The sequence below is a fragment of the Mumia flava genome, assembly GCF_002797495.1.
In the GTDB taxonomy this organism is placed as follows: domain Bacteria; phylum Actinomycetota; class Actinomycetes; order Propionibacteriales; family Nocardioidaceae; genus Mumia; species Mumia flava.
This window is the reverse complement of the sequence record NZ_PGEZ01000001.1, coordinates 1,480,886-1,495,937: the sequence shown is the minus strand read 5'-3', so window position 1 is coordinate 1,495,937 and position 15,052 is coordinate 1,480,886. Positions and strand designations below refer to the sequence as shown.

The window sequence follows — 15,052 nt, the reverse complement described above, 5'->3', positions numbered from 1 at the left end:
CGGCCGAAGTGCAAGGCTGTGAGCATGAGCAGCACGCCGGAGGTCCCGAACGGGGAGGAACCGGTCCCGAGTGGTCGTCTGGAGCGCGTCCAGGCGTCGGGCTCGAGGGTCGTACGCGCCCTCATCCTGATCGCGATCACGGTCGTGCTCGTGGTGGCGCTCGCGTACGCGCTCGCCGCGTTCGTCCCACGCTCGTGGGCGCAGTGGGTGGGCAACCGGGTCGACGGCAGCCTGCTGTCGGGGACCGTGTGGGGCCTGTTCCTCGGGTTCGCCTTCACGCTGGTGCCGCTCGCGCTGATCTGGCTGGCGACCAAGCGCTGGGTCCGCGGCGGGTGGACCGTCGCGGTCGTCCTGCTCGCGGTGCTGCTCGCCGCTCCCAACCTGATGACCCTCTCGGTGGTGCTCGGGACCAACTCATCCGCCCACGCCGGCGAGCGGATCCTGGACGTCGACGCGCCAGGCTTCCGGGCGGGGAGCCTGTGGGGGGCGCTGCTCGCCGTGGCCGCGTCGGTCGCCGTGGTCTGGCTGACGCGCAGTCGACGCAGCCGCGGTCGGCGGATCCGCGACCTCGAGTCGGAAGCGGGTCACCGCGGTGAGGCGGAGTCGGGTGCATCGCCTGGCGAAGCCGGCGGCGATCAGCTCCCTGGGGACGAGGGCGGCACCCGCCGTACGACGGGTGACGGCACGGCGGGGGCCGTACGACCGCCGTCGACACCGCCGACCACGCCGCCCGAGGCGCGTTAGCCCGCTCGATCCCGCGAGCGCCTGGCAATACGGTCACGGTTCGTCCGATCGCGCCGGCACGGGGCGATGACCCGAGTCGTTGTCGGCCGATCGGCTGCTACGAGGCCGCTCCGGGCCTCGCGTCCACCTACCGGAGGGACCGCGATGAGTACTGACCGGATGACGCCGGACGAGGAGCATGAGCTCTAAGCGCATCCCGAGAACCAAGAGCCCAGGGCAGGCCGCGTCGACGCACTCGTGGTCTGAGCGCGCAGATCCCGGTGCGCTTCACCGACGAGCAGCTCGACGCGATCAGGGCGCGCGCTGGGGCTGACGACAGGTCGGTCTCGGCCTGGATCCGCCGTGCCGTCGAGCACCAGCTGGACCGTCCAGCCTGAGCCTCATCGCACCGACGCGACGCGCTCCAGGATCGCATCCGCGAGGGCGTCCGGCGCCTGCTCGGGGATCCAGTGCGTGATGCCCTCGAGCGCGACGAAGCGGTAGTCCGCCGCCACGTGCCGTCCGCAGCGTCGCGCGCCGACCCCGCCGATGGCCATGTCGTCGTCGCTCCAGACGTACGTGGTCGGGACGGTGACGGTGCTGGTCCGGGCGAGCTCGGGACCCATCGCGCGGTACCACGCGAGCGCCGCCGTGAGCGCGTCCGGCTCGCCGAGCACCGCGACGTACTCGTCGATCTGCTCCGGGGCGACCCCCTCGCCGTACATCGCCCGCAGTCGCCGCGCGTCCTCGGCGAGCAGGACCTCCTCGGCCTTGCCCTCCTGGCGGAACAGCCGGATGTACTCCGACCGCTTCTGCTGGTCGGGGTCGTTGGACAGCGCCCAGTTGTACGCGGACAGGTGCGGCACCGACACGGCGGTGAGGCTGCGGACCCGTTCGGGGTGCGCGGCCGCCAGGCGCCACGCCACCGATGCGCCCCAGTCGTGCCCGACGACGTGCGCCCGCTCGTACCCGAGCGCGTCGAGGATGCCCAGCGCGTCGTCGACCATCGCATCGGTCGCGTAGTCGGCGACGTGCTCGGGGCGGGCTCCGGGGGAGTAGCCGCGCTGGTCGGGAGCGATCGCCCGCAGGCCTTCCTCGGCGAGCCGGGCCGCGACGTCGCTCCAGCAGGCCGACGTCTCGGGGAACCCGTGCAGAAGGAGCACGGGATCGCCGTCGTCGGGACCGGCCGTACGGACGTCGAAGGTCAAGGCTCCGAGGGTGATCTGCTGCTGCTCGCCCCAGGTCATGCGCGCGCCTTGATGACGACCGAAGCCTCGTCGGTGAGCGGGAGGAACGCGAAGGACTCCTGCAGGTAGAGCGTCACGGACTCGTCGTCGTGGTGCAGGTAGCCGATCGACGTGTCCTGTCCCAGGTGCATGTCGAAGTCGCCGCCCCGGGTCGAGAGCACCACCGCCCCCGACAGTGCCGGTGCCCAGACGACGTGGTCGTCGACCATGCGCGAGAGCTGGTTGTGGACCGGATAGCCGTGGTCCGTCGTCTCGTTCACGGCGGTGTACGCGTCGGCGCTCAGCAGCAACGCGTACGGCCCCTCGACTCCGACGAGCCGCAGCTGGCTCAGCGCCTGGGCGACGGCGTCGGGGTAGTCGACGACGCGTTCGGGGAGCTCGAGCGCGGGGTTGCTCGACGTCTCGACGATCCCGCGGATCCCGACGTCGCCGAGGCCCGCGAACAGCGCCTGGTCCTCGGCGAACGCGAGCGCGCGGGCGGCGTCCTTCACCGGCTGCCAGTCGGAGTCCTGCGAGCCGCGCTCGACGTCGTCGATGTCCTCGCGGCCCAGGTCGAACGTCACTCGCAGCTCGGCGACCGGTGCGACCTCGCGACGCCGCGCCTCCACGCCGTTCGCGTCCGTGCGTGCGTCGCCGCGGTGGCCGGTGGACAGGCCGGCGAAGCCGACCCCCTGCGGGTCGTGCACGTCGACGACCCGGCGGCCGGCGAGATTGCGCCGGAAGGTACGGGCCGCCTCCTCCTCGATCTCCGACCAGGCGGCGTCTGAGATCGGGGCGAGTGAGCGGTGCAGGTTGTTCATGATCCGTCTCCTCGGAGGCTTCCGACGCGCAGGCTGCCGTCGGTGTCGATGGACGCGGGTTCTGGTGCCGGTGGCGGCGCAGGCTCGTTCTCCGCATCGGAGGCGAGCTCGTCGAGCGCGGCGAGCCGACCGGCCGACGGCACGAAGTAGAGGTTGCCGGTGGTGGCGGTGGAGAAGTCGAGGATGCGGTCGTAGTTGCCCGGCGGCTCGCCGACGAACATGTTGCGCAGCATCAGCTCGGTCACCGAGGGGTTCTTCGCGTAGCCGATGAAGTACGTGCCGACCTCGCCGGCGGCGTAGCTGCCGAACGCCATGTTGAACCGCACGATGTCGAGCTCGTTGCCCTCGTCGTCAGTCACCGTGTTGAGCGTGACGTGGGAGTTCGACGGCATCACGTCGTCGTCGAGCTCGACGTCGTCGATCTTGGTGCGCCCGATGATGCGCTCCTGCTCCTCGGTCGACAGCCGGCTCCACGCCCCCAGGTCGTGGGTGTAGCGCTGGGTGATGACGTAGCTGCCGCCCTCGAAGCCGGGCTCGTCGTCGATGTAGGCGACCTCGGCGAGCTCGTCGCCGGTCGGGTTCTCGGTGCCGTCGACGAAGCCGAGCAGGTCGCGGGCGTCGAAGTAGCGGAAGCCCGCGGTGTCGTCCACGACCCGGACCGCGTTGCCGAGCTTGTCGAGGATGAGCCGCTCGAGCTCGAAGCACAGGTCGTGACGCGACGCCCGGATGTGGAACAGCAGGTCGCCCGGGGTGCTGGGCGCGGTGTGCCGGTCGCCGACCACCTGCTCGAACGGGTGCAGGAACCGGGGGCGGGGCGTGAGGCCCATCCGGTCCCAGGCGTGCGAGCCGATCCCGACGACGCACGTGAGCCCGCCGTGCAGGCTGCGGAACCCGACCGCGCGGACGAGTGCGTCGACGTCGGTGAGCACGTCGAGGGCCCGCTCGGGCGCGTCGGCGTCGTCGGCCAGCGTGACGACGAGGAACACGGCGTTCTCGGTCAGCGGTGCGGTCACCGACTGCGGCTCTCCGAACTCCGACACGCTCGCCATCGGCACCCCTGTCGCTCGACTGCGGCCAGCCTAGCGGCCCCGGCCGCGACCGCACCGGGCTGCGGGGCGTCCTGCCGGGGGACGGCGTGCGCGTACCTCCCTAGGATGGAGGCGAGGGGGTGGGCCGATGGCGAACGAGAGACTTCGCACGGTGGACGCGGGCGAGGCGCGCGAGCTCCTCGAGACGGCGCGCGTCGGGCACCTGGCGTACGACGGAGCCGAGGGGGTCGATGCGACCCCGGTCAACTTCCGCGTCGACGGCGACCGGGTCGTGGTTCGCACGGCGGACGACAGCGCGCTCGCCCGGGCCGAGCGACCGCAACGGGTCGTGATGCTGGTGACCTACCTGGAACGTCTGGCGCAGAAGGCCTGGAGCGTGAAGGTGCGCGGCACGCTCAGCGAGCCGCCGCCGGAGGCGCTGCCCGAGGTCGAGCCGGCACCGTGGACCGGTGCGCCGGGGACGGTGCTGCTCGAGATCTCGCTCGACGAGATCACCGGCCGACGCGTCGGCTGAGCGGCGAGATTCGCCCGCGCACCCGTACCCGCACCGGTATCTTGCTGCCGTGACAGATGAAGAGCGCAGCATCGGACTGCGCGAGCTCGTCGCCGTCGTCCTTCTCTCGGTGACCGCGGTGCTGACGGCGTGGAGCGGCTTCGAGTCGAGCAAGTGGGGCGGCGAGATGTCGATCGCCTTCTCGAAGGCGTCGTCGTCGCGGATCGAGGCGAGCCGCGAGGCCGCGCACGCCGACGCCGCGCGCGGGATCGACCTCGACACGTTCAGCCTGGGCTCCAGGCGTACTCCGCCGACGACCAGGAGCTGCTCCAGTTCGTCGAGACGCGCTTCACCGAGCACTTCAAGGTGGCCTTCGATGCCTGGGTCGCGACGAAGCCCCTGCAGACGCCCGGGGCGCCTGCGTCGCCGTTCGCCATGGACGAGTACGTGCCGCCGGGCCAGGCCGAGTCCGACGCCGCCGACGCGCGGGCCGATCGCCTCTTCGCCACCGCGTTGCGCAACAACCAGCGCGGTGACGACTACACGCTGCTGACCGTGCTGTTCGCGCTCGTGCTGTTCTTCACGGCGGTCGCGCAGCGGATCCGGACGGCGTCGCTGAGCTGGGCGGTGCTGATCGGCGCCAGCGTCCTGCTGGTGGTCGGGATCATCTTCCTGACGGCGTTCCCGAAGATCATCTGAGCCGAGCCGGAGCGGGCGATCCACGGCGCCAAAACGTGAGGGGTGCCTCATGTCTTGCTGCTCGCGGTGTGGGATTCTAGAAGGCGTGCCTACGACTCCTTCCGTCTCGTACTCGATCACCGTCCGCCTCGACGTCCCGTCCGGCGGGTCGGCCGTCAGCGAGCTGACCACCGCCGTCGAGAAGGCCGGCGGCGTCGTCACCGCGCTCGACGTCGCGGGTGCTCACACCGAGCAGCTGCGGATCGACCTCACGATCGCCACGTCCGACACCGACCACGCCGACCGGATCGTCGCGGCGCTCGCCGCGATCGAGGACGTCGACGTCAGCAAGGTCTCCGACCGGACGTTCCTCATGCACCTCGGCGGCGTGATCGAGACCGCCACGAAGCATCCGCTGCGCACCCGTGACGACCTGTCGATGATCTACACCCCCGGCGTCGCCCGGATCAGCCAGGCGATCGCGAAGGACCGCGAGGACGCCCGGCGCCTCACCGTCAAGCGCAACGCGGTCGCCGTCGTGACCGACGGGTCCGCCGTGCTCGGCCTGGGCAACATCGGCCCGTACGCAGCGCTGCCGGTGATGGAGGGCAAGGCGGCGCTGTTCAAGACGTTCGCCGACATCGACGCGTGGCCGATCTGCCTCGACCTGACCGACGTCGACCAGATCGTGGAGACGGTCGCGGCGATCGCGCCCGGGTTCGCCGGGATCAACCTCGAGGACATCGCGGCCCCGAAGTGCTTCGAGGTCGAGGACCGACTGCGCGAGCGGCTCGACGTCCCGGTCTTCCACGACGACCAGCACGGCACCGCGATCGTCGTGCTCGCCGCGCTCCGCAACGCGCTGCGCGTGGTCGGCAAGGATCTCGGATCGGTCCGGCTGGTGATGTCGGGCGCCGGCGCGGCGGGCACCGCGATCCTCAAGCTGCTGCTCGAGGCCGGGCTGCGCGACGTCGTGGTCTGCGACATCGACGGCGTCGTGCACACCGGCCGCGAGGGTCTCGGCCCGGCGCTGCGCTGGATCGCCGAGAACACCAACCCGCGCGGCCTGACCGGCGGCCTGTCCGACGTGATCGAGGGTGCGGACGTGTTCGTCGGCGTCTCGGCGCCGGACGTGCTCACTGCGCGCGACGTCGAGCGGATGGCCGACGGCTCCGTGGTGTTCGCGCTCGCCAACCCGGTCCCGGAGATCGACCCGGCGCTCGCCCGCGCGCACGCGACGGTGGTCGCGACCGGGCGGTCGGACTACCCGAACCAGATCAACAACGTCCTCGCGTTCCCCGGCGTCTTCCGCGGGCTGCTCGACGCGCAGAGCCACGGGATCACGACCGAGGTGCTGCTCGCGGCGTCGGAGGCGATCGCGGCCACGGTTGCCGACGACGAGCTGAACGCGAACTACATCATCCCGAGCGTGTTCCACCCCGACGTGCACGACCGCGTCGCCGAGGCCGTCCGCGACGCCTGCACCGCCGCCCGCGACCGCGCCTGACGTCCGTCGGCGCCGTCGCGAGCGGGCCTTGCCCTGAGCAAGTATCTTTGGTCTAATATTTTTAGACCAAAGAGTTATGACGTGGGACGGAAGGCGAACATGGCGACGATCGCGATCAGCGGAGCGGGCATCGGCGGGCTGTGCGCGGCCATCGGGCTGCGCCGGCTCGGGCACGACGTGGTCGTCTACGAGCAGGCACCCAAGTTCGCCCGCGTCGGCGCTGACATCAACCTGACCCCGAACGCGGTCCGCGCGCTCGACGGTCTCGGCGTCGGGGACGCGCTGCGCGAGACCGCCGCCCGGCCGGTCGCACGGATCAGCCGCACGTACGACACCGGTGAGGAGACCTCCCGGCTGCCGATGGGCGACGTGGCGGAGGAGCAGTACGGAGCGCCGCAGCTCACGATGCACCGCGCCGACCTGATGAACGCGCTGGAGGACGCACTGCCGGACGGCGTCGTCCGCTTCGATCACCGTCTGGTCGGGATCACCCAGGACTCCGGCGGGGTCGAGCTCGCGTTCGCCGACCGGGAGAGCGCCCGTGCCGACGTCGTGATCGGCGCCGACGGGATCCACTCCACCGTCCGGACCGTGATCCACGGGCCCGAGAGCCCCACGTTCACCGGCGTGGTCGCGTTCCGCGCCGTCGTCCCCGTCGAGACGCTCACCGGCGTCGCGAACCTGGACGCCTTCACCAAGTGGTGGGGGCCCGACGTCAACACCCAGATCGTCACGTTCCCGCTCAACCGCGGGCGCGACCTCTTCATCTTCGCGACCATCCCCCAGGACGGCTGGCACGAGGAGTCCTGGACGCAGCCCGGGCGGGTCGCGGAGCTGCGCGAGCTGTACGCCGACTTCCACCCCGAGGCGCGGAGGCTCCTCAGTGCGTGCGACGAGGTGCTGAAGTCCGCGCTCTACGTGCGCGACCCGCTCCCGTCGTGGACCGCCGGCCGCGCCACGCTGCTCGGGGACGCCTGCCACCCGATGATGCCGTTCATGGCCCAGGGCGCCGGTCAGGCGATCGAGGACGCGGTCGTCCTCACGCGCTGCGTCGAAGCCGCCGAGGATCCCGCGGAGGCGTTCGTCCCGTACGAGCGGGCGCGGCGGGAGCGTACGGCGCGGATCCAGGTCTCCTCGCGCGACAACGCCTGGCTCAAGGACTCCGGTACGGGCGAGTGGGTCTACGGCTACGACGCCTGGTCGGTCCCGCTCGACTGAGCAGACCCGCACGACGCAGCGCCCGCCCCGGCCACCGGGGCGGGCGCTGCGTCGTGCGGTCGGTGCGCGCCGTTCGAGCCGGTCAGCGACGCGCGGGAGCGAGTGCGCGGAGGAAGCTGCGCACGTGGGCGTCGAACGCCATCGGGTTCTCGGTGTTCGCCAGGTGCCCCGCCTCCGGCACCACCCGCAGGACGGCCCCGGGGATCTGCGCCGCGATCGCCTCGCTCTCGGGCGCGCCGGTGATGCGGTCGTCGTCGCCGTGCAGCACGAGCGTCGGCACGTCGATCGTCCCGAGCGACCCGTCCAACCACGTCGCCGCCATCGACGCGGTGGCGTCTCCGTAGCCGGGGAGCCGGATCGCGGAGGCCATGGCCCGCGCCTGCGAGGCCACCTCGTCGGCGGGCGCGGACGTGCGCAGCAGCCGTGCCGCGCGTCGCTGCGCGAAGACGTCGGGGCCGACCTCGGCGAGCTCGGCCGCGCGCGACCGCATCGCCGCGGCCGTCTCGGGCGACCGCCCCGAGCCGCGGGTGCTGTCGCCGAGCACGAGCGCGCGGACCCGCTCGGGGTGCCGCTGGGCGAGCCGCATCGCGATCACCCCGCCCCAGGACATCCCGAGGACCGCGGCACGGCCCTGGCCGTGCGCCTCGATCACCTCGGCGGCGACGTCGGCGTAGTCGTCCATCGTCAGGTGCGCCCCGGAGTCGGGGGAGCCTGCGTACCCGGGTGCGTCCCAGGCGACCACGGTGGCGAGGTCGGCGAGCGAGGCCAGCTGCGGCTCGAAGGTGGCGGAGGACCCGCCGATGCCGTGCAGGCACAACAGGAGCGGGCCGTCGCCGGCGCGCCTCGTGCTGAGGCGTGCCGCGACGGCCCGCGGGTCGACGTCGTGCGACACGTTCAGTCGCGGGTGACGCCGTGCATCTCCGACGTCTCCGGGTACGTCGGCAGCTGCGGCTTCTGGGTGCCGATGATGACGCAGATCCGCGCATCCTCCTCGCTCACCGTCTCGAGGCTCCGCGGCACGCCGGCGGGCACGCAGAGGAGGTCGTACCTGCCGAGCACGCGGCTGGCGGTCTTGGTGCCGTCCTCGACGTCGTGGAGGGTGAACTCGACCTCGCCCTCGAGCACGAAGAACGCCTCCTCCACGTCGTGGTGCGTGTGCTCGGGGCCGACGCAGCCCGACGGAAGGATCATGTTCGAGAACGTGAAGTGGTCCGACGGGATGATGTTGGCATCACCCTCGTGGTTGCCGGTGGCGCCCGACCCGATGTAGCGGACCTGGGCGCGGCGGAACTTGTCGCCGGCCTTGGTCTGGAACTTCAGGGTGTCGAAGTCGATCGTGCGGGTCGCGCTGGTCGCGAGCGCCCGGTCGAAGGCGGCCTCGAGCTCGGGGTGGGTCTCGGTCGTGGTGCTGGTCATCGGTGGTTCCTTCCTTCGTGGGTCCCGTGGCGGGAGCTGTTCGGGGCAGGTGGGTGCGAGCGGGTGCAGGGCCAGGAGGTCAGCCCTGCACCCACCCGGGATCGGGGACGCCGGCCATGTGCTCGCGGATGAAGGGCGACGGCGGGCCGGCGGTGCGGAAGAGGTCGGACAGCTCGGGGGTGCGCGGCCAGACCCGCGGCATCCAGGTGTCGTCGTCGATCTGCAGGACCTCGGCCGTCATCTCGGGCACGAGCCCGGCCGGGTCGACGTAGTACGCGAACGCGTTGTCGCCGGGACCGTGCCGCCCGGGTCCCCAGGACACCTCGTGGCCCGCGACCTTGAGCCGCCCGATCGAGCGCATCCAGGCGTCCAGGCTCGCGACCTCGTACGCGACGTGGTTCGGGGCGGTCCACTCGGCCTGGTTGAAGGCGACGACGTGGTGGTCGCCGACCGCGCGCAGGAACACCATCTTGTGCTCGGACCAGTCGCTGACCCGCAGTCCGAGCACGCGGGTGTACCAGGCGGTGGCAGCGTCGATGTCGGTCGTGTTGAGGACGACGTGAGCGACCTTGCGGGGAACCGGCACGTCCTGCGGGCGCTCGGGCACCGCGTGGTTCTCGGCGCTGATCTCGAGCACGCGGTTCTCGGGATCGAGGCACCGGAAGCCGTACCCGGCACCGGGCCGGTCGAGCGGCCCGGGCTTCTCGAGGATCGTCGTGCCCTCGGCCTCGACCCAGGCTGCGGCCGCGTCGACCTCCGCCGGCGTCGGCACGGCGAACGCCACGTGGTCGAGCGCGTTCGACGCGGAGCGGTAGAGCGCCAGGACGTGGTGCTCGGGGCCGGCGGCGCGGAGGTAGACGGCGTCGTCGGTGCGCTCGACGATCTCCAGGCCCCACGGGCCGGCGTAGAACGCCACCGACTCGTCGAACGCGGAGGTCCGCAGGCCGACGTGGCGCAGCGCGCGCAGCCGCGGGGGAACGAGGGATGTCATCTGCGTCGTCTCCTTGAGGGTCTCAGGCGCCGGGGATGCTGACCGGCGGGGTGAACGGGCGGGGGATCGGGCCGAGCGCGTCGACGTCGACCTCGACCACGGCGGGACCACGCGCCGACAGGGCGGAGGCGAGCGCCTCCTCGATCGCGTCGACGCTGCGGACGACCGTGTGCGGCAGCCCGTACGCAGCGGCGAGTCGGCCGAAGTCGGGCGTCGCGAGATCGACCCCGGAGCGGCGTCCGACGAACCCGTCCTGGGTGTTGCGCAGCACGCCGTACCCGCCGTCGTTGAAGAGCAGCAGCACGGCCCACGGACGCTCCTGCGCGAGCGTGCCGAGCTCGCCGAGGTGGACCGCGAGCCCGCCGTCGCCGGCGAGGATCAGGGTCGGCAGGTCCGGCCGAGCGATCGCGGCCCCGATGCCCATCGCGAGTCCTTGCCCGATGCCGCCGCCGCGCGGGAAGACGTTGACGCTCGGGTCGTCGACCGCGAGCAGCCGGTTGCCCCACATGCTCGACGGGATGGTCACGTCGCGGGCGAGGACCGCCTGCCGCGGGAACGCCGAGCGCACCGCGTCGCAGATCTGGGCCTGCCAGCCGATGCCGTCGCGCAGTGCCTGGCGTGCCCCGCGCCGGGCGGCGGCGACCTGGGTGAGCCAGCCGTCCTCGGTCGCCGTCCGATCGGGGAGCGCATCGGTGAGCCGGGCGAGCGTCGCCGCGGCGTCACCGACGAGACCGACCTCGGCCGGGTGCACCCGACCGATCGCCGCCTTGTCGACATCGATCTGGACGTGGGGGACCGGCAGCGGCAGCGCGTAGTCGCCCGTCTCGTTGCTGCGGAAGTGCGTCCCGACGCTCACGAGCAGGTCCGCCGACTCCAGCAGCGGGCGCACCGCCGGACTGGTGGCGAAGTTGCCGACGCAGGCCCCGTGGCCCTCGCCGACCACGCCGCGGCCGGAGTTGCTGGTGAGGATCCCGGCGCGGGTGCGCGTCGCGAGCGCGAGCACCTCGTCGCGCGCCTCGACTGCGCCCCCGCCGATCCAGAGCAGCGGTCGGCGTGCGCCCGCGACCAGGGCGGCCGCATCGGCGAGTGCGTCCTCGTCGACGTCGGGAGCCGCGTCCGCGAACGGCTCGACCGTCACGGTGCCGATCTCGTGCGGACGGTACTGGAGGTCGATCGGCCACTCGACGCTGACGGGCCCGTACGGCGCGGTCAGGGCCTCGGCCGCGGCGCCGGCCAGGATGTCGGCGGCGCAGTCGACGTTGAAGATGGTGTACGCGGCCTTGCTGACCGCGGCCAGCATCCCGGCCTGGTCCTTCGTCTCGTGGATGAAGCCGCGGCCCTGGCCGAGGTAGCGGCTCTCGATCTGGCCCGTGACGTGCAGCACCCGGGAGCCGGTCGCCAGCGCCTCGACGAGCGAGCCCGCGGCGTTGCCCGCGCCGGTGCCGGTGCTGGTCAGGGCGACGCCGACGGTGCCGCGGACGCGCCCGTACGCATCGGCGGCGTTCACCGCGGCGGCCTCGTGCCGGACCGGGACGAATCGGCGCCGGGAGGCGATCGCGTCGACCAGGGGCAGGTTGTGCACGCTGACGACGCCGAACGCGACGTCGACGCCGAGCGCGTCCATCACCGCGACGAGCAGGTCGCCGCCGTTGGTCGCGTCGAGCGCCGCGGGGCGCGGGGCAGGCTGATCGGCCGCCGGGGGCTGCTCAGTCGCAGAGGGCTGCTCAGACATAGCGGCTCACCCCGCCCGCGACCTCGAGCTGGGTGCCGGTCACGTACGACGCGCGCGGCGACGCGAGGAACACGATCGCGTCCGCGACCTCCTGGGCGGTGCCGAGCCGTCCGAGCGCGATGCGCCGGTCGGCGGCCAGGTCGCGGGCCCACGCGTCGTACGCGAGCGCGGTGCTGCCCTCGGCGCGTGCGGCCTCCCAGCGGCGGGTCCACTGGCCGGTGTCGATCACGCCGACGCTCACGGAGTTGACCCGCACGCCGTCGTCGGCGTGCTCGCCGGCCATCGACTTGGTCAGGTTGAGCAGGGCCGCGCGTGCCGCCGAGGTGGCGACGAGGTGCGGCTCGGGCTGCCGGGCGAGCACGGCGTTGACGTTGACGATGGCCGCGGCGTCCGAGGCGCGCAGCGCGGGCAGGGCCGCCCGCGTGGGGTGCACGACGCCGAAGAGCTTGAGGTCGAGCTCCTCGCGCCACGCGTCGTCCGTGGTCGTCGCGAACGTGGACAGGTGCGAGCGGCCCGCGTTGTTGACGAGCACGTCGACCGAGCCGAAGGCGTCGAGGGCGTCCGCGACGAAGGCGCCGACCTGGTCGGCGTCGGTCACGTCGGCCACGGCCGTACGCAGTCGGTCGCCGTGCGTGCTACGCAGGTGCTCGAGGGCCATCTCGAGGCGGGTCGCGTCGCGGCCGCAGGTGGCCACGCGGGCGCCCTCGGCCAGCAGCGTCTCGACGACGGCGAGCCCGATGCCCGAGCTGCCGCCGGTGACGAGAGCCGTCCGACCGGCGAGTCCAAGTTCCATGCCGATCACGCTACCATGATCTCTCAGTTCTGAGTATCTTTGAGCCAAGTTAATTTTGGAGGTGTGCGTGACCACGTCGAGTCCCACCCGTGAGGTCGCCGTGCTCGGCTTCGGCTCGATCGGCTCCGTCGTCGCCGACGAGCTCGCCGCAGGACGCGTCCCCGGCGCACGCCTGAGCTGCGTGGTCGGCGATCGGGCCCGCGGCCGGGTCGACGTCCCGGTCGTCGACGTCGACGAGGCGACCGCCCGTGCCGACGTCCTGATCGAGTGCGCCGGGCACGCCGCCCTGCTCGCGCACGGGGCGCGGATCCTCGACTCCGGGACGGATCTGGTGATCTCGTCGGTCGGCGCCCTCGTCGACCGCGACCTCCGGGCCCGCCTGGATGCGGCCGGGCCGGGCCGTACCTTCCTCACAACGGGCGCGCTCGGCGGGCTCGACCTGCTGGTGGCAGGCGCCTCCGCCGCTCCCTTCGGGCGGGTCCGGCTGACGACGACGAAGACGCCCTCCGCACTCGTGCAGGACTGGATGGACGACCCGCAGCGTGACGCGCTGCTCGGCACCGACGCGCCCGTCGTCGTCTTCCGCGGCACGGCAGAGCAGGCGGCGCCGCTGTTCCCCAGGTCCCTCAACGTCGCCGCGACCCTGGCGCTCATGCTCCCCGAGAGCGAGGTCGAGGTGGAGCTGGTCGCCGATCCGGCCGCCACCCTGGTGTCGCACGTGGTGGAGGCGGACGGGCCGGTCGGGACGTACCGGTTCGAGGTTCGCAACCGCCCGTCGCCGACCAACCCGCGGACCAGCCAGGTCGTCCCGTACGCGGTGCTGCGGACCCTCCGCCAGGCCCTCGCCGTCTGACCGCCCGCACGAGAGCGGCGGCCGGCCCCGACCCTCACGGGGTCGGGGCCGGCCGCCGTCGGAGTGCCGGGGGATCGCCGGAGGTCAGTCGGCCCAGCCGATCGGGGTGCTGTCGGTGGAGACGTAGACGCTCTTCTGCCGCTGGTACGCGCGGATCGCGTCCTGGCCCTTCTCGCGGGTCGACCCGCTCTCCTTGACGCCTCCGAACGGTGTCGCGATCGACAGCTGCTTGTACGTGTTCACCCACACCTGTCCGGCCTGGACGGCCCGCGCGGTCCGCCACGCCTTCGGGAAGTCCCGGGTCCACACGCCGGCCGCGAGCCCGTAGACCGTGTCGTTGGCCTGGGCCACGACGTCCTCGAAGTCGTCGAACGGCATCGCGACGAGCACCGGACCGAAGATCTCCTCCTGCGCGGTGCGGGACGCGTTGCCGAGACCGGTGACGACGGTGGGGCGCAGGTAGGTCCCTTCGGCGAGCGCGGGGTCCTCGGGACGCGACCCGCCCGCGACGACGGTGCCGCCCTCGGACCGGGCCAGCTCGACGTACGCCTCGACCGACGCGCGGTGCTGCTCGGTGATGAGCGGACCCATCTGGGTCTTCTCGTCGCGCGGGTGCCCGACCCGCAACGCCTCCGTACGACGGACGAGCCGGTCGAGGAACGCGTCGAAGATCGAGCGCTGGACGAAGAGCCGGGAGCCGGCGATGCACGACTGGCCCTGCGAGCTGAAGATGCCGAACAGGACGCCGTTGACCGCGACGTCCAGGTCGGCGTCGTCGAACACGATCGTCGGCGACTTCCCGCCCAGCTCGAGCGACGTCGTCATCAGCTTCTGCGCCGCCGAGCCCGCCAGGCGGCGCCCGGTCGAGGTCCCGCCGGTGAACGAGACGTGGCCGACCGCGGGATGGTCGACGATCGCCTGGCCGACCGTCGCGCCGTCGCCGGGCAGCACGCTGACGAGCCCCGGCGGGAAGCCGGCCTCGAGCAGGATCCGGCCGAGCTCCAGCGACAGGAGCGGGGCCCAGCCCGCCGGCTTCAGCAGGACGGCGTTGCCGCCCGCGAGCGCCGGGGCGAGCTTCTGGGCGTCCGACGCGATCGGCGAGTTCCACGGGGTGATCGCACCGACCACGCCGATCGGCTCGTGCACGGACATCGTGAGGTACGGACCGCGCGGCACCGTGAGCGCGTCGTCGGACGACTCGAGGGCCGCGGCGACGTAGCGGAACGTGCCGATCGCGCTCGCGACCAGCGCACGCGTCTCGGTGATCGGCTTGCCGTTGTCGCGCGACTGGAGCAGCGCGAGCTCGTCGCGGCGCTGCTCGATCAGGTCGGCGGTGCGGTGCAGCAGCCGGGCGCGGATGTGCGGCAGCATCCGCCGCCACGCCGGGTCGGACTGCGCGGCCGCGGCCCGCCGTACGGCGGTCTCGACGTCGTCGACCGACGCCGAGGCGATCGTCGCGATCGGCCGGCCGTCCACAGGGTCGGTGCTGGTGAGCTCGCGGCCGGCGCCGAGCTGGAGCTCGCCGCCGACGAGGATCGGGGTCAAGGACATC

15 protein-coding genes are annotated in these 15,052 nt (G+C 72.6%); 6 read left to right on the top strand and 9 right to left on the bottom strand.

Features of this window, described 5'->3' with window-relative positions; genetic code table 11:
• The first annotated feature begins 24 nt into the window (after nucleotides 1–24).
• Nucleotides 25–744 (top strand): hypothetical protein, encoded by a 720-nt coding sequence (locus CLV56_RS07080; RefSeq protein ID WP_211288007.1) that lies wholly within the window; start codon nucleotides 25–27, stop codon nucleotides 742–744.
• A 380-nt stretch (nucleotides 745–1,124) separates the two neighbouring features.
• Here CLV56_RS07080 and CLV56_RS07070 read toward each other — a convergent pair whose 3' ends face one another.
• The 3 genes from CLV56_RS07070 to CLV56_RS07060 are packed head-to-tail and all read right to left on the bottom strand — an operon-like array spanning nucleotide 1,125 to nucleotide 3,819.
• Nucleotides 1,125–1,970: an alpha/beta fold hydrolase gene (locus CLV56_RS07070; RefSeq protein ID WP_039341646.1), complete on the bottom strand. Its 846-nt coding sequence runs from the start codon at nucleotides 1,968–1,970 to the stop codon at nucleotides 1,125–1,127.
• Nucleotides 1,967–2,770: a family 1 encapsulin nanocompartment shell protein gene (locus CLV56_RS07065; RefSeq protein ID WP_039341644.1), complete on the bottom strand. Its 804-nt coding sequence runs from the start codon at nucleotides 2,768–2,770 to the stop codon at nucleotides 1,967–1,969. The genes CLV56_RS07070 and CLV56_RS07065 overlap by 4 nt, the downstream gene beginning before the upstream one ends.
• Nucleotides 2,767–3,819 carry a Dyp-type peroxidase gene (locus CLV56_RS07060; protein WP_039341641.1) on the bottom strand — a complete coding sequence of 351 codons (1,053 nt, stop codon included), beginning with the start codon at nucleotides 3,817–3,819 and terminating at the stop codon, nucleotides 2,767–2,769. The genes CLV56_RS07065 and CLV56_RS07060 overlap by 4 nt, the downstream gene beginning before the upstream one ends.
• 127 nt (nucleotides 3,820–3,946) lie before the next feature.
• Here CLV56_RS07060 and CLV56_RS07055 point away from each other — a divergent pair, with 127 nt between their 5' ends.
• The 4 genes from CLV56_RS07055 (at nucleotide 3,947) to CLV56_RS07040 (ending at nucleotide 7,715) form a co-directional block, all read left to right on the top strand.
• A complete protein-coding gene (locus CLV56_RS07055) occupies nucleotides 3,947–4,333 on the top strand; it encodes a pyridoxamine 5'-phosphate oxidase family protein (RefSeq protein WP_039341638.1) in 387 nt (128 codons plus the stop codon).
• A gap of 153 nt (nucleotides 4,334–4,486) precedes the next feature.
• Entirely contained in the window at nucleotides 4,487–5,011 is a 525-nt protein-coding gene (locus CLV56_RS07050) for a hypothetical protein (protein WP_211288005.1), read from the top strand.
• A gap of 85 nt (nucleotides 5,012–5,096) precedes the next feature.
• Entirely contained in the window at nucleotides 5,097–6,497 is a 1,401-nt protein-coding gene (locus CLV56_RS07045) for an NAD-dependent malic enzyme (protein ID WP_039341636.1), read from the top strand.
• Nucleotides 6,498–6,578: 81 nt separating this feature from the next.
• Nucleotides 6,579–7,715: an FAD-dependent monooxygenase gene (locus CLV56_RS07040; RefSeq protein ID WP_245857670.1), complete on the top strand. Its 1,137-nt coding sequence runs from the start codon at nucleotides 6,579–6,581 to the stop codon at nucleotides 7,713–7,715.
• An 82-nt stretch (nucleotides 7,716–7,797) separates the two neighbouring features.
• On the opposite strand, the gene CLV56_RS07035 is transcribed toward CLV56_RS07040, so the two are convergent.
• The 5 genes from CLV56_RS07035 to CLV56_RS07015 form a co-directional block, all read right to left on the bottom strand.
• The gene (locus tag CLV56_RS07035; RefSeq protein WP_100414600.1) at nucleotides 7,798–8,607 is read right to left on the bottom strand and encodes an alpha/beta fold hydrolase; all 810 of its coding nucleotides are present in this window, start codon (nucleotides 8,605–8,607) and stop codon (nucleotides 7,798–7,800) included.
• Nucleotides 8,608–8,609: 2 nt separating this feature from the next.
• Entirely contained in the window at nucleotides 8,610–9,131 is a 522-nt protein-coding gene (locus tag CLV56_RS07030; RefSeq protein ID WP_039350320.1) for a cupin domain-containing protein, read from the bottom strand.
• A gap of 79 nt (nucleotides 9,132–9,210) precedes the next feature.
• Entirely contained in the window at nucleotides 9,211–10,122 is a 912-nt protein-coding gene (locus CLV56_RS07025) for a VOC family protein (protein WP_039350317.1), read from the bottom strand.
• 22 nt (nucleotides 10,123–10,144) lie between these two features.
• A complete protein-coding gene (locus CLV56_RS07020; RefSeq protein WP_100414599.1) occupies nucleotides 10,145–11,854 on the bottom strand; it encodes a thiamine pyrophosphate-binding protein in 1,710 nt (569 codons plus the stop codon).
• Complete coding sequence (locus CLV56_RS07015) at nucleotides 11,847–12,647, bottom strand: SDR family oxidoreductase (RefSeq protein ID WP_039350314.1); 801 nt, start codon at nucleotides 12,645–12,647, stop codon at nucleotides 11,847–11,849. Before CLV56_RS07015 ends, CLV56_RS07020 begins: the two co-directional genes overlap by 8 nt.
• A gap of 67 nt (nucleotides 12,648–12,714) precedes the next feature.
• On the opposite strand from CLV56_RS07015, the gene CLV56_RS07010 reads away from it, so the two are divergent.
• The gene (locus CLV56_RS07010; protein WP_211288004.1) at nucleotides 12,715–13,500 is read left to right on the top strand and encodes an aspartate dehydrogenase domain-containing protein; all 786 of its coding nucleotides are present in this window, start codon (nucleotides 12,715–12,717) and stop codon (nucleotides 13,498–13,500) included.
• Between the two features lie 84 nt (nucleotides 13,501–13,584).
• Here the strand turns inward: CLV56_RS07010 and CLV56_RS07005 are convergent, their stop codons facing one another.
• Entirely contained in the window at nucleotides 13,585–15,051 is a 1,467-nt protein-coding gene (locus tag CLV56_RS07005) for an aldehyde dehydrogenase (RefSeq protein ID WP_039350313.1), read from the bottom strand.
• Nucleotide 15,052: the final 1 nt, after the last annotated feature.